The sequence below is a fragment of the Bartonella sp. AP1QHHD genome (genome assembly GCF_042196265.1).
In the GTDB taxonomy this organism is placed as follows: Bacteria; Pseudomonadota; Alphaproteobacteria; order Rhizobiales; family Rhizobiaceae; genus Bartonella.
Window position 1 is genome coordinate 66,694 of the sequence record NZ_JBHIPW010000050.1, and the last position, 20,694, is coordinate 87,387.

At 40.9% G+C, this 20,694-nt stretch carries 20 protein-coding genes, 1 tRNA gene and 3 pseudogenes; 6 read left to right on the plus strand and 18 right to left on the minus strand.

Going from position 1 to position 20,694, the window contains the following annotated elements:
• Positions 1–188: 188 nt before the first annotated feature.
• The 6 genes and pseudogenes from ACFIME_RS04830 to ACFIME_RS04855 all read right to left on the minus strand — a co-directional run bounded on the left by ACFIME_RS04830 (position 189) and on the right by ACFIME_RS04855 (position 7,186).
• Positions 189–545 carry a helix-turn-helix domain-containing protein gene (locus tag ACFIME_RS04830; RefSeq protein WP_375684577.1) on the minus strand — a complete coding sequence of 119 codons (357 nt, stop codon included), beginning with the start codon at positions 543–545 and terminating at the stop codon, positions 189–191.
• A gap of 872 nt (positions 546–1,417) precedes the next feature.
• Positions 1,418–3,325, minus strand: a complete 1,908-nt coding sequence (traG, locus tag ACFIME_RS04835) for a Ti-type conjugative transfer system protein TraG (protein ID WP_375613600.1) — start codon at positions 3,323–3,325, stop codon at positions 1,418–1,420.
• Positions 3,326–4,079: 754 nt separating this feature from the next.
• Positions 4,080–4,664, minus strand: a complete 585-nt coding sequence (locus ACFIME_RS04840) for a helix-turn-helix domain-containing protein (protein WP_375684578.1) — start codon at positions 4,662–4,664, stop codon at positions 4,080–4,082.
• 235 nt (positions 4,665–4,899) lie between these two features.
• Positions 4,900–5,250, minus strand: a pseudogene (locus tag ACFIME_RS04845) (UDP-N-acetylglucosamine 1-carboxyvinyltransferase); the annotation flags it as partial.
• Positions 5,251–5,561: 311 nt separating this feature from the next.
• Positions 5,562–6,857: a UDP-N-acetylglucosamine 1-carboxyvinyltransferase gene (gene murA, locus ACFIME_RS04850; protein ID WP_375671812.1), complete on the minus strand. Its 1,296-nt coding sequence runs from the start codon at positions 6,855–6,857 to the stop codon at positions 5,562–5,564.
• 176 nt (positions 6,858–7,033) lie between these two features.
• On the minus strand, positions 7,034–7,186 hold the full coding sequence (locus ACFIME_RS04855) for a hypothetical protein (RefSeq protein ID WP_375607050.1): 153 nt from the start codon (positions 7,184–7,186) through the stop codon (positions 7,034–7,036).
• A 172-nt stretch (positions 7,187–7,358) separates the two neighbouring features.
• On the opposite strand from ACFIME_RS04855, the gene ACFIME_RS04860 reads away from it, so the two are divergent.
• Positions 7,359–7,433 (plus strand) — tRNA-Thr (locus ACFIME_RS04860).
• Between the two features lie 2 nt (positions 7,434–7,435).
• Here the strand turns inward: ACFIME_RS04860 and ACFIME_RS04865 are convergent.
• Positions 7,436–7,786, minus strand: a complete 351-nt coding sequence (locus ACFIME_RS04865) for a hypothetical protein (protein WP_375634529.1) — start codon at positions 7,784–7,786, stop codon at positions 7,436–7,438.
• Positions 7,787–8,538: 752 nt separating this feature from the next.
• Complete coding sequence (locus tag ACFIME_RS04870) at positions 8,539–8,727, minus strand: hypothetical protein (protein WP_375636919.1); 189 nt, start codon at positions 8,725–8,727, stop codon at positions 8,539–8,541.
• A 798-nt stretch (positions 8,728–9,525) separates the two neighbouring features.
• On the opposite strand from ACFIME_RS04870, the gene ACFIME_RS04875 reads away from it, so the two are divergent.
• Together ACFIME_RS04875 and ACFIME_RS04880 are read left to right on the plus strand one after the other, a co-directional pair.
• Positions 9,526–9,702, plus strand: coding sequence for a hypothetical protein (locus ACFIME_RS04875; protein ID WP_375633334.1), 177 nt, complete (start codon positions 9,526–9,528; stop codon positions 9,700–9,702).
• A 229-nt stretch (positions 9,703–9,931) separates the two neighbouring features.
• Positions 9,932–10,165 (plus strand): annotated as a pseudogene (locus ACFIME_RS04880) (DnaJ domain-containing protein); the annotation flags it as partial.
• Between the two features lie 508 nt (positions 10,166–10,673).
• Here ACFIME_RS04880 and ACFIME_RS04885 read toward each other — a convergent pair.
• The 5 genes from ACFIME_RS04885 to ACFIME_RS04905 all read right to left on the minus strand — a co-directional run bounded on the left by ACFIME_RS04885 (position 10,674) and on the right by ACFIME_RS04905 (position 13,764).
• Positions 10,674–10,811 carry a hypothetical protein gene (locus ACFIME_RS04885; RefSeq protein WP_375633335.1) on the minus strand — a complete coding sequence of 46 codons (138 nt, stop codon included), beginning with the start codon at positions 10,809–10,811 and terminating at the stop codon, positions 10,674–10,676.
• Positions 10,812–11,263: 452 nt separating this feature from the next.
• Complete coding sequence (locus ACFIME_RS04890) at positions 11,264–12,028, minus strand: lambda exonuclease family protein (RefSeq protein ID WP_375684579.1); 765 nt, start codon at positions 12,026–12,028, stop codon at positions 11,264–11,266.
• Positions 12,029–12,553: 525 nt separating this feature from the next.
• Positions 12,554–12,742 carry a hypothetical protein gene (locus ACFIME_RS04895; protein WP_375634524.1) on the minus strand — a complete coding sequence of 63 codons (189 nt, stop codon included), beginning with the start codon at positions 12,740–12,742 and terminating at the stop codon, positions 12,554–12,556.
• 2 nt (positions 12,743–12,744) lie between these two features.
• On the minus strand, positions 12,745–13,134 hold the full coding sequence (locus ACFIME_RS04900; protein ID WP_375684580.1) for a hypothetical protein: 390 nt from the start codon (positions 13,132–13,134) through the stop codon (positions 12,745–12,747).
• 312 nt (positions 13,135–13,446) lie between these two features.
• Positions 13,447–13,764, minus strand: coding sequence for an XRE family transcriptional regulator (locus ACFIME_RS04905; protein ID WP_273790852.1), 318 nt, complete (start codon positions 13,762–13,764; stop codon positions 13,447–13,449).
• 416 nt (positions 13,765–14,180) lie between these two features.
• On the opposite strand from ACFIME_RS04905, the gene ACFIME_RS04910 reads away from it, so the two are divergent.
• The 3 genes and pseudogenes from ACFIME_RS04910 to ACFIME_RS04920 all read left to right on the plus strand — a co-directional run.
• Positions 14,181–15,251, plus strand: coding sequence for a YdaU family protein (locus ACFIME_RS04910; protein WP_375633341.1), 1,071 nt, complete (start codon positions 14,181–14,183; stop codon positions 15,249–15,251).
• Positions 15,248–15,739, plus strand: coding sequence for a hypothetical protein (locus ACFIME_RS04915; RefSeq protein ID WP_375684601.1), 492 nt, complete (start codon positions 15,248–15,250; stop codon positions 15,737–15,739). Before ACFIME_RS04910 ends, ACFIME_RS04915 begins: the two co-directional genes overlap by 4 nt.
• A gap of 101 nt (positions 15,740–15,840) precedes the next feature.
• A pseudogene (locus tag ACFIME_RS04920) lies at positions 15,841–18,048 on the plus strand (toprim domain-containing protein); the annotation flags it as partial.
• Here the strand turns inward: ACFIME_RS04920 and ACFIME_RS04925 are convergent.
• From ACFIME_RS04925 to ACFIME_RS04945, 5 genes are all read right to left on the minus strand, one after another.
• Complete coding sequence (locus tag ACFIME_RS04925) at positions 18,042–18,569, minus strand: hypothetical protein (protein ID WP_375684581.1); 528 nt, start codon at positions 18,567–18,569, stop codon at positions 18,042–18,044. The pseudogene ACFIME_RS04920 and the gene ACFIME_RS04925 overlap by 7 nt on opposite strands.
• 91 nt (positions 18,570–18,660) lie before the next feature.
• The gene (locus tag ACFIME_RS04930) at positions 18,661–19,344 is read right to left on the minus strand and encodes a hypothetical protein (protein ID WP_375684582.1); all 684 of its coding nucleotides are present in this window, start codon (positions 19,342–19,344) and stop codon (positions 18,661–18,663) included.
• Between the two features lie 150 nt (positions 19,345–19,494).
• Positions 19,495–19,671, minus strand: coding sequence for a hypothetical protein (locus tag ACFIME_RS04935; protein WP_375662338.1), 177 nt, complete (start codon positions 19,669–19,671; stop codon positions 19,495–19,497).
• 4 nt (positions 19,672–19,675) lie between these two features.
• A complete protein-coding gene (locus tag ACFIME_RS04940; RefSeq protein ID WP_375642848.1) occupies positions 19,676–19,999 on the minus strand; it encodes a hypothetical protein in 324 nt (107 codons plus the stop codon).
• A gap of 24 nt (positions 20,000–20,023) precedes the next feature.
• Positions 20,024–20,692, minus strand: coding sequence for a hypothetical protein (locus ACFIME_RS04945; RefSeq protein ID WP_375662339.1), 669 nt, complete (start codon positions 20,690–20,692; stop codon positions 20,024–20,026).
• Positions 20,693–20,694 lie beyond the last annotated feature (2 nt).

Sequence of the window (20,694 nt, forward strand, 5' to 3'; positions counted from 1 at the left end):
AGAGAGCACCTGGACATAACAAAAGCTCCCGGAATCTCGCGATACTTATAAAGCAGGCTAATGTCTCATCTTGGATTTTCAGGCTTTGGGTTCCACCATTCAACCACACTGTACGACGAGAACCTTGGTGCTTGTTCATAAAATAATTTCTGGAGACCAGCAATAAAAATTAAAACAGTGTTTTTATCTCATGAGACAATCAAACACAAAATTGCTTTCTGTTTTTGAGGTTTGAGCTCTCTAAAACTTTTCAAAAGGATGTGCTCTTCTTTACTTGCGATCCCTTCATCACAGCAATACAAGGCATTTTCTTTTGTCGAGAGATCCATATAGAAAAAAGAAATGGGAACATTGAGAATATCAGCAATTTCTTGTAAACGCCCCGCCCCTATACGATTAGAGCCTTTTTCATATTTTTGGATTTGTTGAAAAGTCACACCTAACTGACTGCCTAATTGCTTTTGCGACATTCCCAGCATTGTTCTTTTAAAGCGAATTTTTCTGCCTATCGAAATATCATTAAAGTGTGGATTTTTAGCTTTCACTTCAAGCTCCCCTGCCGGTTGCGAGCGCCCTCGCATTGGTATTCCGGGAGTCAAAAACACTGAATCCGAGTCAGCTTTTTTGCTTTTAGTGCTAGAGCGCACCTGGACATAGCAAAAACTCCCGGAATCCCGGGACACCCACAAGAGTAGGTTCATTTTTACGCTCGGATTTTAGGGGTTTTTGAATCCCTCTTGGTCGTTGCGTAGACGACCAAAGTTACCCTTTAAGGTATAAAGTAATTTCATGAAATTAGCAATAAAATTTAAAAACAGTCTTTATTTGTATTTTTATAAGAGGCAGATAACCTCTCATTTTTGATTAAATTATATACGAACGAAGTGAGCGCTATTTATTGAAATAAGTATAAGATCATAATCAAGAGATGCTAGACGTATTAGCTCGTAGTAAAAGCCTTTCATAGACATCATTAGCAAACAAGCAAAGAAATATCATGATAACAAAACCAATGACCATTGCTGTTTGGTGTTCATAGGGTGCAACTCTCGCTGTGTATCCCCAAAAAAGAAAAATAGGAATAAAACCAAGCCACCAACAAAGAAGTTTAAGAAGGCAAAAACTGGTTTACGAATGAATAATAAAATAAGGAAGATTGCGTAAAGCAACCTTTTAACTATTACAGCCAATATTCTACGTATTATCTTGAACACCCCACGCATTATAATTGATAAGATACTCTTTTTATGTCTTGATTTTTTTGGTGTTTGTCTTCTTAGCAGAAAGATCGCTCATGACTCCCCCATTTTCAAGCCACTATATTATAAAAATGTAATATAAAAATGATTTATCTCTAATTATATCATCCAAAAATACAACAATACTTTATTCATTTTAACTAAAAACAAGTGCTTTATTAAGAAGAAAAGCTATTTTCATTAGTAAGAGCTGTTAAATCCTTACGTCTAAAATAGATAGAGCGTCCACAACGAACAGGTGGTTGCCCTTGCATAAGAATAATCTGTTCGTCTTTTCGCATTTCTTGTGTTATTTCATGTGGATATATTAAAGGTCTATGCTGGGTGTTTATATTTTCTGTCCCTCTTGTATGGAATCCTCCTAGAGGTTTGCTTGAATCTTTCACTTCAATGGTCATTTGACCACATGCCTTAGATATATTTTCAGCAGTTTTAATATCTTTTATTGCGGCATAGCTTACAAAAGCACAATTTTCAAACCATGTCATAACGCCTGACGAACCGAAATAGTGTTCTATTTGATCTACAGACTTGTAAAAAAGCATGAGAGATATACCATATTTGCGTCCATGATCACGTGCTTCTTCTAAAATGTTCATATATCCTAAAAGATCAGCATTATCTAAAATAAAGAGCGCTCTTTTTGCATAATTACCATTAGCGGCTTCCATAGCTCTGAGAAAAGAGCCAACAAGGACACGCCCAACACCTGGATAAGATTTTAAAATTTTTGAGGGGATATTTAGAAAAATATCAATATTTCCCTTTGTTATATCGGTAGTTTTAAAATCATGACCACTGATAAGGTTTGCATAGTTAGAGAGTGAAAGCCATTGTATATCTTTTGCAGCAGTAGAATAGACATCTGAGAAAGTTTGTTCAGCCATATTTGTAAACACCCCAAGGGTTTCACGAATAAATTGGGATGGAGAATTTGATCGTATAGATTGCAATTTTCCAATCACGGATGGTTCTGGCATTGACATGATCGTATGAAGGGTTTTTAAGTTTTTTTCCTTTAATGTGTATTCATCAGAAAAGACAATATGCGCAAGTAGTCCTGTTAACAAATTATGTGCCTGTAATACAAAAAATTGATCAGTCGAAGTTGATTTGTCGTTTTCAGAAAGAAGGAGTCTAGCAACTTCAACCAACCCCGCTTCTCTTTCATAAAGGGGTAGATTTTCATCTAACAGCCAATCTAAAGGATTAAAAGTTTCCGTTGAAGAACCATGAGGATCAAGAACGTATACTTTTCTGTTTGACAGCTGCCTTGTTTTTTTTACCATTGGAGCGACTTCAGTTGAAGGGTCAAAAACGATCAGTGGACCGGAATATTTGAGACAAGTTGGAATAACATTACTGGTTGTTTTATAACTACCAGAACCAGCAAAAAATAACATATGGGTTGAATCAAAATTGAGTTTATATGTCAACAATGGCTGGCGACCACCTTTTCCCCATGTTGTTTTGTCTTTAGGATTAAAAGGGACATCTTTAACAATATCTTTGTCGACTCTATAGCGCTCTCCTATGACGACTTCGCCATCACGAGGAAAAATCTTTTCAAGGCGTTTCATACTCATCCATTGAACACCACCAAAGATCGTATTTTTTGAAATTTTCAAAGGTGAAGCTTTAGGTAATGATAGTTTTATCGTGTAACCAAGGATAATAACGCCAATAACAACACCCCATAAAACCATCCTATCAAAGAAAGGAAGAACATCCGCCCATGTCATATTATCTTGACCTACATATGGACTAAGTCTGATATATTCATTTGCACTATAATAAGTTGCAAACAAACCAAAGATGATCATGGACGAAATAGTGATATTTTTTCTGATATGCCTTTTTTGTAATAAGATGAATGAAGAACATGAAAATGCAATAAGGATTAAAATATCCAGTGGCTTTGATCTTACAAACCAATAAGCATCAGGCGTCGTTCCATTTTCTGTAATGTTATTGATGGTTATATTGACCAAAAAAGCTACAATGATTGAAAAGATGAGTGGCAATGCTAAAAATATAATCTGTTTTTTGTCTAATTTATTGACCATTTTCCCCCCTGCATACCAGAAAAAGCTTCTCTTCCTATTTTTTTCGAAGTTTTTATATTTTTTGAATTTTTATCAAGTTTTGAAACGTAAAGCAAACCATCTTAAGATGAAAGACTTATCTGCCTCTCTAAGACGGGCTTTTATAAAAAGCTCTCCTAAACTAATTTTTTCAAAAATTTTTTCAAAGTTTCTTTGATGCTTCACGCGCTATTTAAATTTCTTACTTAACTCTTTTACGACACTGCATATGCTTCTTAACAGAAAAAAAACCCAATAACAATACGCATTAGTGTTCACTGAAAAAAAGCGCGGTTTATCATGTTGTGCCGTAAAACCTTGTTGTTTAGAGCCGTGATATAAGGCATGTAAAACTTTCCATATTAAGTGTTTTTAGAGTGTGTAATAAATGGGCATGGCTTGCCCTGTAACGCCCTTTTTAAAGTGAACCACATGAATGGGTCAGGAGTAGGTCAAAAACCCCGCCAACAGAAGCCGGACTGTTTACAGAGCAGCCCTTAAGTCAGGAATATGCATCCTTTAGAGCGTAGAGCGGGAGGAAATCAAAGAAGGATAAGGTAAATATAGCAAAAACTCCCGGAATCTCGCGATACTTATAAAGCAGGCTAATGTTTCATCTTGGATTTTCAGGCTTTGGGTTTCACCATTCAACCACACTGTACGACGAGAACCCTAGTGCTTGTTCATAAAATAATTTCTGGAGACCAGCAATAAAATTTAAAACAGTGTTTTTATCTCATGAGACAATCAAACACAAAATTGCTTTCTGTTTTTGAGGTTTGAGCTCTCTAAAACTTTTCAAAAGGATGTGCTCTTCTTTACTTGCGATCCCTTCATCACAGCAATACAAGGCATTTTCTTTTGTCGAGAGATCCGTATAGAAAAAAGAAATGGGAACATTAAGAATATCGGCAATTTCTTGTAAACGCCCAGCTCCTATACGATTAGAGCCTTTTTCATATTTTTGGATTTGTTGAAAAGTCACACCTAACTGGCTACCTAATTTCTTTTGCGACATCCCGATCATTGTTCTTTTAAAGCGAATTTTTCTGCCTATCGAAATATCGTTAAAGTGTGGATTTTTAGCTTTCACTTCAAGCTCCCCTGCCGGTTGCGAGCGCCCTCGCATTGGTATTCCGGGAGTTGAAAGAGCTGAAACTTGACTCAGCCTTTTGCTTTTAGTGCTAGAGCGCACCTGGACATAACAAAAGCTCCCGGAAATCCGGGATATCCATAAAGCTGGATAAATACGTGTCTCAAGTTTAGGGTCTTTCATTCCCTGTTGATCGCTGCGTAGACGACCAAAACATTCTCTTACCAATAAAGTAATTTCATGAAATTAGCAATAAAATTTAAAAACAGTCTTTATTTTATGAGCTCCACCCCCGCCTCTCAAACTTTTATGCCCGCTCGTAAAAACTCCAAAACCATGAGATAAAACCCACGTTCATTGAGAAGATTAACAAACCTTGTTTTTTGAGATCACACCTCCCAAAAGCACACCTAACAACATATCACCCCCTCCCAAAGCCATTTTTGAGAGACATCTTACAGATTTACACTGTGATGCGTTGGATTTTTGCGCCACAACGAGCCAATTTTTCTTCTAATCTCTCAAATCCACGATCAAGATGATAAACACGATTGACGATTGTTTTCCCCTTTGCTGCCAATGTAACAAGAGTAAGAGGGCTACAATCACAAGAGAAACAAGAAGCACGCAAATCCGTCGCCATGATGAGTCCCCCTTGCAAATTCTCTGTTCCATGAGATAGTTGCCCTCTCGCCCATCAAGCTTTATTTGCGCCCTCAAGCGATTGAGTTCTTGAACATGCATAAAACGATTTTCGAAAACCGTCTCTGTAATATGCGCGCTTCCCTCAACCCCGCGTCATGAGCGCCATGAACGAAACTTAGACAATAATCACGAGCCTCTTCAAGAGTGAGAGAAGCAAAACTTTACACGAAAGAAAAACCATTCCGAAAAGAAAACAGCAGCCACAAAAGCCATACCCTTGAAAGATGGAGATTTGAAAGAACTATTGAGAAAATCATCAAGAATATACGGCTCCAAAATTCCACAAGCAAGAGAGTAAACCATTAAAAATGCACCAGCCAAGCCCAGCCCCTCCCAACAAGCAAACATTGTGTTAAAACGCCCCCAAGCAATCGCCCCCCTCAACCACAGCGCAAAGCATTCAGCATATCTTTAACAGGTTTACACTGTGATACGTTGGATTTTTGCACCACAACGGACTAATTTTTCTTCTAATCTCTCAAATCCACGATCAAGATGATAAACACGATTGACGATTGTTTCCCCCTTTGCTGCCAATGCTGCAATCACAAGAGAAACAGAAGCACGCAAATCCGTCGCCATGACAGGAGCCCCTTGCAAATTCTCTGTTCCATAGACAGTTGCCGTCTGCCCATCAAGCTTTATCTGTGCTCCTAAGCGATTGAGTTCTTGAACATGCATAAAACGATTTTCGAAAACCGTCTCTGTAATATGCGCGATTCCTTCAGCCCGTGTCATGAGCGCCATGAATTGCGCTTGGAGATCAGTTGGAAAAGCAGGATAAGGTCCTGTTTTAATATCAACGGGCATAATTTTGGTGTTCTTTGGATTTCGCTTAATATGAATTCCTTGAGGTTCTATTTGAATCTCGAGTCCTGTTTTTTGGAGCACCTTAAGCACCTTTGTGAGATGATTAGGATTTGCATTTTTAAGAAAGACATCTCCTCCCGTCATAGCAACAGCCATTGCATATGTTCCCGCTTCGATTCGATCAGCAATAACGCGTACTCTAGCACCGTTGAGTTTTTTAACCCCTTCAATTGTAAGCGTTGTTGTTCCTTCACCGGTTATTTGAGCCCCCATAGCATTCAGAGTTCGAATAAGGTTTGTCACTTCTGGCTCACAAGCTGCATTCTCAAGAGTGGTTGTTCCCTTTGCCATTGTCGCCGCCATCAGCAGCACATGGGTTCCACCAACAGTGACTTTAGGGAAACGATAGTGAGCACCTTTTAACCCCTTTAGCGCTTTTGCATGAACATATCCATTTTCGATAGTAATCTGTGCGCCTAAAGTTTTAAGTCCCTCAAGGATAAAATCGACAGGTCTTGTTCCAATAGCGCATCCTCCAGGAAGCGAAACATAAGCCTCTGCGCATCGTGCAAGCAGAGGTCCGATAACCCAAAAGCTTGCACGCATTTTTTTCACCAGTTCGTATGGTGCCCGTGTTGTAGCTATTTTTTGCGCCGTAAAATGAATTGTTCTTGAATTCACGCATTCATCTTTAAACTCTTGTCCATCAACGGCATATCCAACACCATGATTATTGAGAATACGAATAAGCAATTCAACATCGGCCAGATGCGGAATATTTTCTAAAGTGAGCGTTTCTTCTGTAAGCAGCGCCGCAATCATAAGAGGCAATGCAGCATTTTTTGCCCCAGAAATAGGAATTGTTCCTTGAAGTTTTTCTCCCCCAACAATTTGAATAGAATCCATCGTGTTTTCCCTCTTTTCCTTTGTGCCTGCCCTTCCAAAGGATTGTCCCCCTTCGGGAAGTTATGCTTTATTAATCGTTTTAGAACGCATTCTAACTATGAGAACAAATTATTGAGAAGTTTGGTTGCAAAAATTTACTAAAAAACATTTTTTTGCATTTTAGAGCTTTTTGCATTTTAGAGCTCTGGTTGTGCTCTTTTTCGGCTTTGCTCTTTTCGACGTTTCAGGTTTTGACGCAATTGTTGTGCCAATCTTTCTTGACGTCGTTTTGCTTTTTCATCTTGATGATTAATTTCATTTTGTTTTTGTTTTTGATGCATTTGTGTCATTGCGCAACCTTTTAAACAGTGTTGAGCTTCTATCCAAGCAACTCATTTAGATATTTAAGCATATAAGAAACATATGTCATGACATAAGATACGTTTTCTTGCAAGAATATACAAATGTTCTCTTGCCTATTTTCTGACAATATGGCACAAGACAGCGCAAAGATTGAAAAGGGCTGCGGTAGCTCAGTGGTAGAGCACTCCCTTGGTAAGGGAGAGGTCGAGAGTTCAATCCTCTCTCGCAGCACCATTTTATTCTTCTTTTGCCTCTCTCTTCTTGCCCTTATAAGTCTTCCCTATAAGCCTAAATCTTTTCCCCCAACCTCCATCAGCTTCATCAAATCCTCCATCCTTTAAACCATGCGTTTCAATAGCCTCAAAATCAGTAGCTTCAAAATCAATGGACTCAATGACACACTTAATCTCTAAAATGCTTTGCGAATGGCTTTTGAAATTGACCGCCCCCCAAAGAATATCCCCCCACCCCTTGCCTCCCCTTTCCTTGCCTCCCCCCTCTTTCCTTTCTGTAAGATTTGCCCTATCCTTCTCTTTACCAAGCCTCACTGTTGCAACAGCTCTTAGCACTTGAGACGGTATAGACATTTTTATTTTTTCAATATTTTATTTCTTGAATATTTTTCCCCACAAGCTCACCCTGTTTGTAATATGCAAACAAACGATTTTACTTGATTCAATATAAGAGCGTCTGAATAAGAAGGGTTGAAATAAGAACATCTCACACTATTTCGGGCTCTCATTGAAATTCAAATTGAATCTCAATAATGAATTATTATAAACTCATTGTTTGAACATATCCCATTGATACCTTTAGCCGCCTCCAAACCCATAATCTTATCTTTCCAGCCTCTCTATCCACCTCAAGCAACACAAGCATTCCCTCTAAAAATTAGAATAAGCTTCATCGATCTTATTCGTCATTTACAACTGATCTAACAGAGCCATTTCCAGAACCTCCTCTCAACTCAATTCCTTCCCCATTCTCCCCACCCCTTACCAAAAGCAAAAACCAAACAGTGATAAAGTCCCCCTCAATAAAGCTTTCACTAAGCCACCCCACTCTCCCATATGGCAAACATCTCATATGACAGACATCCCCATATACTAGGCACCCCATATACCAGAAAATTGATAGCCTGCCTTTTCAAAGAAGATCCCTCATTACCAATTTTATACACTATGGTTTTCCACGTGCTCTAAGCCTCCCTCTTTCAACACGCATCTTTTTTATACGAATACTTTGATTGATACGGATAGCGTTATTCGTCTTGCATAAGAGCCCCAAGAGTGAAAAGCTCTCTCCCTCTGTTCTATTGAAATTAATCACCCCTCTTCGCTTACACTTCACAAGCAGAAAGATCCGTATGGCGAGAAACTTTCCAAGAAAAGCATATCTCTTCGTAAAAAGCCTCCCAGTAAACGAGATTATGAATCGTCTCAAGAGCTACAGCCCATGCCGCAATTTTGGCAACGGCCCCCCAATAGTACCAACTTACTTTTTCATAAAGTAAAAATAGGGTGCGCAATGTTTATAATCTCTGGGGGGTATAATCTACGGACTTTATAATCTACGGGGCTTGACCGTTATACCCCTCACGATATTATTCACAGGCGCCAGTATGAAATTTACGAACGCCGGCATAAAATGGCTGTGAAATGAGCTTAGAGCGAGATATCTTTATTAAAACAAGTGCGTAAATGTACAACAACAAGTATATTTCATTTGGAGTATTTTGGATATTGCCTACTCTCCCCACCCTAGGACAACCATTTTGGCTACAGATCCCCTTATATTTTCTGCTGTCATACCTCCTCCAATAAGCTAAAACCCCACATATGCGGGGTTTTAGCCAGTACCACACCTTTATTTAGACACATTATGACATTGTAACCATTTTTATTAAATACGTTTTTACATATATTTTCAACACAAAAATAACACATATTGATTTATTTAACAGAAATGACTTATAAAAGCTTGTTAGAAACAAAAGCCAATAAATACCCTCTGTTTAAACACTTTATTTGCTATAGCAATAAGCACTGTTTTATTCACGCATCATACAACAAGTGGATGTACAAAAAATTCGTTTTTTGTTGGGAGAACTGCTCCGATCAACTGTATTTCCAAAGAATATATAAAACAAAAAATAAAAAAGAAGCTATTAGAAAAAGAACGCGAAAGAGAATGGTTAGAGCTTGAACAATTTTCTGTTAGCGCTTGTCCAAGTGGAAAATTTCCTGTTTATTATGGCGTTTCTATTATCGATTGTGTTTCAGAGGAAGAACTAAAACAAAATCGTTTTAATAATGAAATTAATATAATGAACTTATTCCTGCAATGGTTTATCGTAGCACTCGTAATAACAACGATAATGTCTGTTCCCATAAGTTTACTTTGGCGTTTTAGATTTAAGGTTCCTGCCTGTTTATTTACAATAATGACAACCTTGGCTATTATTGCCGTCCCTTTTACATTTGATTTATCGTCTCTCTTTTAATCTATTTTTGTAAAAAAATATTTCTAAAATATTAAAAACACCCTGCATTTTTAAGCGTTTTGAACTGTATCTCCTCTCATTTAGAGACAATAGCCCCAAGTACAGCCATGCCATTCAATACGATTTTAACCATATTTCTAACACAAAAATAACACATGTTGATACATTCAAAAGAGATCAATTAAATGATCTTGTAAAATAAGAGCAATACACAAAGTGGCTGTATTTAATGATAGTCAATGAAGACGATTATTATGGAATTCTTAGTGTAAGCTACGAATGCAACGATAAACAGATAAAATCTGCTTTTCGTAAATTAGCTCTGCAATACCACCCTGATCATAATTCTAGTACCGAAGCAGAACAAAAATTCAGAAAAATTTGTGAAGCCTATGAAGTTCTTAAAGATCCTCAAAAGAGAGCTGCTTACAATCAGTTCTATCATGAAACTTTTAAATATAATCACAAGGCTTCTGAAATTAGTAGAAACCAAGAGAACAGACGACAAGATAATACCAAGCGTGTAATTGATAGTATCGCGTATGTAATTTTCATTATTTGTGGAATAATACCTGTAATGTATTTTATAATTTTATTTTACATGGAAGATATTATGAATAAATAAGTATAGGGTTATTAATTCTCATAAGCATAAAAGGATATTTGGTAAAGATTGGTGCATTTATCTTCGGGCTCATACTAATATCATTTATCAAATTTATATGGAGAAGTATCTATTGATCAGTGCTTTTGAAGAGCTTTAAGATCAGCCCCACAGTGAATTCACAAAATGTGGTCATTTTTGATTTTCTATAACAAGGTAGTGTAGAAAAACATAAAGATTATAATATCTCTATCCGTTCTTTCCCTATTCTCCCGTTTTCCCTACCCTTCTATTTTCTTCCACAATCCGCCCCCCAACCTTTCCCCAACAAGCCTACTTGACTCCACACAGGCTTTTTCTCATGTCCCTACATCCTTTTCCCCATATTGGCTAAAAAACGCCCCTCAAACGACTCTTTCCCAAAAAACAAAAGCACCACAAGAACCATTTCCTCTCCAATGAAAAAGCACTTGTCCGGCAACTTAGCCATCATGGGGCCTTTCATCGCGCCCCCAAACACGGCACAACACAAAAGCGGACAGAACCGCACCCCACATCCCCTATCTCACTTCCCTAACATCTTCCCCCAAAGTACTTCCTTATCTCTCTTATTTTTCACTTGACTGCCCCTCTGAAACACCTTCTTCCATTTTCCCAAGCAATAGCTGTCACGCGAAGTCTCTCTCCCTTCAACACCCACCTGCTTTTCCGCTTACTTCTTGCCTTATGACTAAAGCTTGCCTCTCCTCAACGCTACACAAGATCCCTTCTCACCCCGTCTCATTCTCGTTTTCCCCTCCAGCATACGCCTTGTCTTCATTCCAAGCACCCTTTCCCCCATTTCCGACCATGCTTTCACATTCCTGTCCCCTAAGTTCGCTATGCTCCCTGCTTCCCCTGTTTGGCACCCTCCTCCAACATAAAAACCAACTCTTTTCCCCCTCTGCTCTTTCCTTTTTATAGAACTTTGCCTCTCCTCAACGCTACACAAGATCCCTTCCCACCCCGTCTCATTCTCGTTTTCCCCTCCAGCATACGCCTTGTCTTCATTCCAAGCACCCTTTCTTTCCCCTCCTTCAAAGCAATTTCTGTTCTTATATGAAAACCTGTCCCAACAGATTTAATTTGCTGTACCATCTTCTCCAACGCCTCATTAAAACGGTTAATTTCATTTTCAAGTTTGCAAATATACGCTTCATCACGATAAGCCCGTTTAATCAAAGGGGGCATATCCGGCCAATAGAGCATTAAATCCACCCATTCGCGTTGAGAAATCCATAATCCCCCTTGACATTGTGCTTTATGTTCTGCTGGAAAGCTCTTTTGCATGAAATGAGGGATTAAAATTTCAGGTTTTTTTGTTTTAATTTCTAATAAGCCATTTTTTCCCACAAAAGCATCGGGGGAAAATCCTTGTCCGCGATCATCTGCCAAAACAAAGCCAATACATTCAGGTTCTGTATGTGTCAGTTTCCCATAAAGCTGTCGTGCGCTTGGTTCTAATTCTGTTCCACGTCGCATAGAAAGTGTTGCCCCTTCATCAACGGTTTTTCCGGTAATTCTTTCTCCCGCCAATTTCATCATCACACTCTGATAGCGTGACGTTTTTTGCCCTTGTTTTGTTCGTGCCATAACCATCTCAAACAACGAAGCCGTAATCAAACCATTACGCGCTTGCTGCCATTCCTCTGTTCCTTGAATACAATCGATAATGATTGGCATAGTATTTCTCCCCTTCATCTTTAAGGTGTTTTGTAATATATCCTCTTTAAAGCATTCACCTTTTTTTAAGCTGTTTCCCTCACACGGACTAAAGACAACAACATCCTTCAATATTGTGCCCTAAAAAAACACAAAAACCGGCTCTTTCCCCTTGAACTTGCCTTTTTATAGGTTGGAACCTGTCTGTACTGCTGCTTTTCTTCCCCCTAAGCCTTCATTTTTGTTCTCCAGCATGCTTTCCGTATCACTCCAAGTCACTGAATGACGACCTGTCCCACCATTGCCTTATCCCCCTAATGAACCAGCCGGCAACTTCCCCCACACAAGCGCCCACAATTCCTCATATATAGGCTCTTTTCTTCATACCCCCCCTTTCCATATCGGCTAAGAAAATCCCCGCGCAAAGCTCTCCCCCCAAAGCGGCTCCCCTAAGCTTCCCTCCAAGAACGAAAGCATAACGTGCACCATTGTCACCGCAATGAAAAAGCACTTTGGCCCATCATTGCGGCTTCTTTTTCAACCCTGCTACTGCACGACGGAAAAATCATGGCGGCAATATTCTTCCTCCAATTTTTTTGCCATAGACAGAGCCACTTCTTGCGATATAAAAAGTATAGCGTTGTGTTTTTGTGGTTCGAGTCTGATTAAATTTCGCATATTTCCAGCATAATAAAGTGGAATCCCTTGATACGAAGTCTTGAGATAACTTGGCATGTTTACCACCAATAATCTGTCAAGACATCACATGGGCGTAAACGATGCTGTTTTTCATAAGAGCCATAGAGATTATCTTCATAATCGCAAGCCGCTCTTTCATTCAAACAAGCATGATAAGCTTCACTATTCAAAATGAAGGGCGGCAAGTGTGTATTTTCTTCATTCATTTCATGATTTTCGACATAAAAATCAGCGATTTGTTCCGTAATATCTTCAGCATGAGAAGTTGTCAGATCGAGTCGTAAAACTCTATAAACAGTTTCACATTCTTCAATCAGTTCGAGCACTTCTTCGATTTCGTCGATTGTTCCTTCATAAGTACAAGGATTTTCCTCTTCGCATAAAACGATAATGATTTCATCCTCTTTAACGAATGGAATATTTTTCATGATTTCCCCCTTTAGATAGTTGATAAAGCATAGCCTTGTCTTGACAAGACTAAATATAGCGTTAGTCTTATATCCTCTATAGGAGAGATGTCAACCATTTTATCCTTCATAAAAGATATATTTTAAATATCTACGGGGTTCAAATGACATATGTAAAGAAAAATCTATTATTCTTTGTTCCTCTCATGCCCCTTTGTTGTTCTCTATTTGTTCTTACAAAATTGCAATTATAAACACACAGGAGAGATAAAATGAGTGACATAATATTAATAAAACACTGGAGTCGCCTTGATTCAAAAGCACAGAAGGAAGTTATTTTGAAGCTTCGTCAATTGGTCGCCGCAAAAGAGTCAAAATCGCCTGTCTCTCTTGCGGAGAGAGTTTCGAAATAAGCTCTATAAATTCTTTATCTTCAGGGCTAGCCCCTTTCCCGTAAAGAATATAATTCATACTGATATTAATTTCGTGACAAATTCGCGAGAGAGATTCGATTGTTGGTTCTTTTCCTTCAGAAAGAATAGAATGAAGGTACCCCGCGCCTTTACCGGCAGCGAGGGAGATAGATCTTTTTGACCGCCCACTTTTTTCCAAAGCGATTCTTAATCTTTGACGCCAACCATCGATATTCATAATTTCACCATATAGCGCGTCTTTTTAAAAAAACACGTCCTTTTTATAAAACGGGCTTGCATTATCCTCTAAAAAGGATAAAATTAAGGAAACAAATTTTACTTTTTAGGGGGATTTTTTTTTATTTTTAGATCATAAAAACACTTTAACCACCCTACCGGATATAAAAGACCACTCTCCAAAGCTTCTGCCCAAAAGCAAGTACGTTGAGAATGTGTGGTATTCTTTATTTTTTCCATCACCGCAATCTTAAATCGTAAGTTTGCATGCGCTTCAAGCACAGCCAATCATTTATAAACGTCATAAAGAAGCCTCTAGTCATCATCGAACAGAGCCAAAAACAACACAAGTTAAATCCTTATTTGAGCTTTTATCATCAATAAAAATGTATAAAAAAGAAGAAAGTAGATTGCAGTATGAAACACGCTAATCAACAAGAAACTCCTCATTATGAATCGTCTAGGCTTCCATATGTTTGTTGGTATCAAAATGACTTTCTAGGAGGTGTACGTGGGATGCGCGCACACGAAATTGGAATCTATACGATTCTTCTCAATGAAATGTATGCCCGTGGACGACCTTTAGAAATATCGAAAGAACGTTTAGCGCGTCTTTGTGGTTGTGACAAGCGAACTTTTGTTAATGTTTTAGAGATGCTCATCCAAGAGGGTAAGATTTTAAATTTAGCCAATGGATTATGGAACAAGCGTTGCGAAAATGTTTTTCAAGAGCGTGAAAAATTGCTTGAACAAAAATCCTTTGCGGGTCGTTCTTCGGCAAAAAAACGCAAGAAAATCAATGCAGAGATGCAACAACTGCTTAACGAAAGTACAAAAGATGCTACACAAAACTCAAAAGCTCAAAAGGCAGAAGAAAAGGAAACACCTTACGGTGTTTTAGAAAAGAAAATTTTGTTTGATGAGACAGAACCTTGTTTTTTCTGCGAAGAGAGTTTTGAACAAAGCGATCACCCATCACCCTTATCGGCTCTTGATTCACCTCTCCCTTTGCCTGCCCAAGAAGAAACGGAGCAAAAAAACGCCTCCCCTTTAAATGCTCCCCAAGCCGAGTTCACTCCCGCCCCTATCGCGCAAATTGTCACGGGGGAAAAAACAAAATCTGCCACCACTCTTCCCCCCAGCAATCTTCCTGCCTCCGTCCCTCCTTCTTCCAACAAAAAAACCACAACCTCAGTTGCCAAAGGGCATCGTCTTCCTGAGCATTGGCAAGCAGACATCAAGGCGGCAGTTTCAGAAGGCTTGAGTGAGAGCCAAGCCCATTGGCAAGAAAAGAAGTTTCGCGACTATTGGCAAGCTAAGGGCGGCAAAGAAGCACTCAAAGTAGACTGGCAAGCCACATGGCGCAACTGGTTTCGCCGTGAGATCGAACGGCAAGAACAGCAAAAACAGGGAGGCTCCTCATCTTTTACCTCTGAGAACAACGACACGCTTTACCGCAGTTTGATCAACTATAGCGACAATTTTTGACATCACAAAAACAACGTATTTTTCAAGCACGCGCGGGGATAAAAATGTTTCAAAACCACAACAGCATCGGACAAAATAACACAGAACAAAACAAAGGGCGGCAAAACAACAATGAAATAAGCTCTTTACACAGCAAAACGAGACAACATCGACCATTTTGCTCTCATCACAAAAGCATTTTCCCCACGCAAGGACCCCCACAGGCACCCCCCGCATACCCCCCAATACACACCCCAACAGGACTCCAGCATGCACCACCCCCTCACAGGCATATCCACCCCACCCTTCTTGCACCCCCTTCCTCTTTTCCACCTTCCTCCTTTTCCCAAGGCGCCACTTCCCCATGCTCTTGGCAAACAAACATCAACACAGCCATTTCAGAAGGTTTGAGTGAGAGCCAAGCCCATTGGCAAGCCAAGAAGTTTCGCGACCATTGGCAAGAAAAGAGCGGCAAAGAAGCTCTCAAAGTAGACTGGCAAGCCCCATAGCACTACGGGACTTTACGATCAGATCAAACGGTGAGAACAGCAAAAACAGAGTCCTCACTTCTCACATCTTGAGAAAAACGACAATAATATCACGAATGACCATGAGCACAATTTTTGAAATCAAACAAAAACTTATCTCACAAGCAGATAGAATAGCAGAAATGCTTCTTCCCCAAGGGCACAAACGAGGCAACAATTGGATTGTAGGCAACACACGTGGTGAAGCTGGTCAAAGTTTATCGATTTGCTTGAGTGGTAGTAAAGCAGGACTTTGGTATGATTTTGCAGAAGGCACTGGAGGAGATCTTTTAGACCTTTGGTGTGAAGTCAAAGGCATTAGCCTTTCTCAAGCCTTAGAAGAAGCACGCGCGACTCTCAATCTGACACGCCCCAAACCCTTTATGGCGCCCCATCGTTCCTATCGCCGTCCACCGGTTCCTACAGGGCAGAGCCCGCAGAATCTTGTAAAAAACTATCTCCACGAAGAACGCCACATTCCTTTAGAGATTATAAAGCGTTACCGCATAGGAGAAGATGGTGAAAAAATCATTTTTCCCTTTTATAAACCCGACGGCACCCTTGCTTTAGTCAAAGAACGGCTCGCACAAGCAGGAGCAAAAACCAAACCAACAGCCTCCCAATGTGAACCGATTTTATTTGGTTGGCAAGCCCTTTACCCCACAAACCACCCCGCCACGCACACGCCCCAACAAGCAACCCAGCACGCACCTCAGCAAGCATTCCAACACACACCTCAGCAGCAGGGACCCTCAACCAACCCCACCTCTACACAGGCATCCCAAAACACCGCTTCAACCAACCCCACCTCTACACAGGCATCCCAAAACACCCCCTCAACCAACCCCGCCTCTACACAGGCATCCCAAAACACCCCCTCAACCAACCCCGCCTCTACACAGGCATCCCAAAACACCCCCTCAACCAACCCCGCCTCTACACAGGCGCCCCAAAACACCCCCTCAACCAACCCCGCCTCTACACAGGCGCCCCAAAACACTGCCTCAACCAACCCCGCCTCTACACACACACACCAACAGGCACCCACGCATGCGCTCCAACAGGCGCCATTCCCCATTTTTTCTTCAACAAACCGTATCATTGTTATCACTGAAGGAGAAATTGATGCACTTTCCTTAGCCGCCTATGGATATCCGGCGGTCTCTGTTCCCTTTGGAGGAGGCAGTGGAGGCAAACACAACTGGATTGAAAATGAATTTGATCATTTAGAATCTTTTGAAACGATTTTTTTAGCCACCGATATGGACAAGCCCGGAGAAGAAGCAGCCCGTGAGATTGCCAGCAGGCTTGGACGCCACCGTTGCTACCGTGTCCGTTTACCCCTTAAAGATGCCAATGACTGTTTAACCGCAGGGATTGATAAAGCCACCATAAAAGCCGCCTTTTCCTCAGCACAAAGCTTTGCACCAGAAGGTTTACGACGCGCCTCAGACTATAAAGATCAAGTGATTGGGCTTTTTTGGCCAGAGCCTGAAAAACATCTTGGTTATACGGTTCCCTATCCTAAACTGAAGGACAAATTGCATTTCCGCCCAGCAGAATTAACGCTCTGGAGTGGTGCGAGTGGTGCAGGTAAAAGCCAATTATTATCAGACTGTATTCCCCATTGGATTGCACAAAAGAGTCGCCTTTGCTTAGCGTCTCTAGAAATGAAAGGAGAACAATCACTTCGCCGTTTAACCAAACAAACGGGCGGCTTAGAACAGCCTACAAAAGAGACAATTGAACGGATTCTTCATTTTTTAGACGAAGGGCTTATTCTTTATGAGCATGTTGGCAAATCGAGCGTAGATACCTTGCTTGAAATCTTTGACTATTGCCGTGCGCGCTATGGCTGCGATCAATTTATCATCGACAGTTTGATGCGGCTTGGCATTGCCTCTGATGATTATGCAAGACAAGAACAAGCCGTTTATAAAATGGTTGATTGGGCTGTTTTAAACAATGTACATATTCACCTTGTAGCCCATGCCCGAAAAGGCGGTCTGGATAAAGATATCCCCAGCACAGAAGACATTAAAGGCGCCTCAGAAATTGGTGCCAATGCCTTTAACATTATCACCATTTGGCGCAATCGACCGTTAGAAGACAAAATCTTTGCCGCTTCTCTCGCACAAGAAAAAGCAGATTTAGCCAAACGCCCTGGCGTCATTATGAATATTGCCAAACAACGTTCTGGTGATTTTGAAGGCAAAATAGGGCTTTGGTTTGATCCCCAAACCTACCGCTATCGCTGTTCTTTTGAACAATCATTCCCTCGACGTTATCTGTAATACCCCATAAACCCCACTCTCTTTAAAAACGCCTCCGCCTTCAAACGCGCACGCCTTGCTCCCACAGAAACAACAGGAAGGATAAATCCACAAATGATGAAAAACACCCAATCCTTCGCAAACCAAAGCCAGCTCAACCCTAGATTCTCTGCTCCCAGACGGAAACAAAAAAAGGTCGCTCCAACAACGGCGCAAAACACCACCCCCTTCAATAACCACAAACAACGCGTCACCACCCCATCTCGCCGCCCCCTCATATGCAAAATCAAAAACCACTCCAACAGTGCTGCAAACACGATCTCCATCAAGGACAGGAGTCCCCATGGTATGTCCATACTCTCCATCCCCTCAAGAGCTAAAAAAAGAACGACTCCTAAAATGCAATAAAACAGCACTTCCTTCAAAAAGAGGGAAACACCAAAAATACAATAAAACGCCGCCCGCCACCACGGAATATCGAAGCGCTTGAAAACTTTATAAGTACCAATAACGACAACAATAAAAAGGTAGGAAAACACCAATAACAGCAAAAAAACAAATCGTTCGACATCAAATACCCCTCACAGCAAGCCCATTAAAGATCACACCCATAAGACAAAAAAACACCCCCTACTTTAAGAACCAAGCCCATAGAACACGCGCACGCCTTACACCCTGATAAATCAAAGGAAAAAGAAATCCAACAATAAAGGAAAACATCCCATCATTCGAGAACCAAAGCCAGCTCAACCCTAGATTCTCTGCTCCCAGACGGGTAAAAAAAAGGATTAGTGCCAAAATGCAGCAAAACAGCACAAAATTCAAAGCACGCAACAACCTCTGTAACACCGTATCACCTTGCTCGCGTATAAAGAACCCCAAGAGCACTTTCAACAATACAGTCAAGAGCAATCCCTTTAAGAATACCGCCCTTATGCTATCCATATCCCTGACGCCCACAGCAGCAAACCACAGGATAAAGCCCATCATGCAACAAAATATGACTGCCTTTAAGAACACTTGCCCCGCAACAGGCATACTCTTGACACCCAGATGCAGCAAACCAAGGACAGTTGCAAAAATGCAAGAAAACACCGCCCCCTTCAAGAGCAGCTCCCCGTCAACAGCGCGCCTGCCCACGCCCACATAAATAAAACCAAGGTAGGTGGCAACAACGCCATAAAGCACCACCCATCTCCAAAACATCCACCCTGTAACAGAGCGACGCTTGGCAATCTTATCAAGAAAAACCAAGGCTAGAGCAAAAAAGCAGAAAAACCCCAACAACAGCCAAAACATCACATCGTTCGACATCAAATACCCCTCACAGAAAGAACATCAAAGACCATGCCCGTGGAAAAGAAAAATGCTCATTTTTTTAAGCACCATCCCAACAGTACACGCACTCACCTTATACCTTCATAAGCAAAAAAAGGAACAAATCCAATAGTGCCCAGAAACACCTCATTGTTCGAGATCACAAACCAGCGCCCCCATATGCTTGGCTCCGTTATACGCCAACCCAACAACAGCTCCAACAACGCCACCAAACACCAGCCCCTTTAAAAACATGTCCCATGCAACCACCATACACCCCGCACCCTCATAAGCAAAACCAAGGAACAACCAAAAATGCAGCAAAAGATCAATCCTTTACAAAGAATGAAATCCTAAACCCAAGACGCTTTGCCCCTAGACAAATAAGCCCAAGGATAAGACCAAAGACAATGCCAAAAAGAATGTAAAAAACCCACTTGTTTGAAAACCACACCTGAGCCAAACCAAAATGCTCAGCTTTCGCATAAACAAACTTAGAGGTCACGCCAACAAAGAATGCAAGCACCCCACCCTTAAAAAAGTCCTTCCTTGTAAACCCGAAAAACCTTATTCCCACATAAATAGAAACAAAGGCGAGAGCCAAAGGGCAGAAAAACCCCAACCACTGCCAAAACATCACATCGTTCGACATCAAATACCCCTCACAGAAAGAACATCAAAGACCACGCCCGTGGAAAAGAGAAATGCTCATTCTTTTTAAGCACCATCCCAACAGTACACGCACACACCTTATACCTTCATAAGCAAACAAAGGAACAAATCCAATAGTGCCCAGAAACACCTCATTGTTCGAGATCACAAACCAGCGCCCCCCCATATGCTTTACTCCCACATGTGCCAACCCAACAACAGCTCCAACAACGCCACCCAACACCAGAAACTTCAATAAAAATACCCCACGCGATATCCATTTACCCCGCACCCTCATAAGCAAAACCAAGGACAGCTCCAGCAATGCAACAAACACCGCTCCTATCACTAAAAATTCCCATGATATATCAAAACGCTTCGCTCCCTTATAAGCAAAGCCAAGAACCACTACAGCAATGGTGCAAAACACCACAGCCTTGAAAAACACGCCCCACGATACAGTTCTACTGTTTGCTCCCACAACAATAAAACAAAAGGTCGCTCCAGCAATGCAAGAAATCACCACCCCCTGCCAAAACACCTCCCACGTAATAGCCGGTCGCCCCGCATCTTCATAAGCAAAACCAAGGACCATGCCAACAACGCAGCAAAACGCCAGCCCCTTCAAAAACATGTCCCGCGCAACCACCATACGCCCCGCTCCTTCATAAGCAAAAATCAGAGACCATGCCAAAA

Excerpts from the sequence above, each read along its gene's own strand:
- traG (WP_375613600.1), bottom strand. The coding sequence starts at position 3,325 with ATGGTCAATAAATTAGACAAAAAACAGATTATATTTTTAGCATTGCCA.
- murA (WP_375671812.1), bottom strand. The coding sequence starts at position 6,857 with ATGGATTCTATTCAAATTGTTGGGGGAGAAAAACTTCAAGGAACAATT.
- ACFIME_RS04855 (WP_375607050.1), bottom strand. The coding sequence starts at position 7,186 with ATGACACAAATGCATCAAAAACAAAAACAAAATGAAATTAATCATCAA.
- ACFIME_RS04865 (WP_375634529.1), bottom strand. The coding sequence starts at position 7,786 with ATGTCTATACCGTCTCAAGTGCTAAGAGCTGTTGCAACAGTGAGGCTT.
- ACFIME_RS04875 (WP_375633334.1), top strand. The coding sequence starts at position 9,526 with ATGAACTTATTCCTGCAATGGTTTATCGTAGCACTCGTAATAACAACG.
- ACFIME_RS04885 (WP_375633335.1), bottom strand. The coding sequence starts at position 10,811 with ATGAAAGGCCCCATGATGGCTAAGTTGCCGGACAAGTGCTTTTTCATT.
- ACFIME_RS04890 (WP_375684579.1), bottom strand. The coding sequence starts at position 12,028 with ATGCCAATCATTATCGATTGTATTCAAGGAACAGAGGAATGGCAGCAA.
- ACFIME_RS04895 (WP_375634524.1), bottom strand. The coding sequence starts at position 12,742 with ATGCCAAGTTATCTCAAGACTTCGTATCAAGGGATTCCACTTTATTAT.
- ACFIME_RS04900 (WP_375684580.1), bottom strand. The coding sequence starts at position 13,134 with ATGAAAAATATTCCATTCGTTAAAGAGGATGAAATCATTATCGTTTTA.
- ACFIME_RS04905 (WP_273790852.1), bottom strand. The coding sequence starts at position 13,764 with ATGAATATCGATGGTTGGCGTCAAAGATTAAGAATCGCTTTGGAAAAA.
- ACFIME_RS04910 (WP_375633341.1), top strand. The coding sequence starts at position 14,181 with ATGAAACACGCTAATCAACAAGAAACTCCTCATTATGAATCGTCTAGG.
- ACFIME_RS04930 (WP_375684582.1), bottom strand. The coding sequence starts at position 19,344 with ATGTCGAACGATGTGATGTTTTGGCTGTTGTTGGGGTTTTTCTGCTTT.
- ACFIME_RS04940 (WP_375642848.1), bottom strand. The coding sequence starts at position 19,999 with ATGTCGAACGATGTGATGTTTTGGCAGTGGTTGGGGTTTTTCTGCCCT.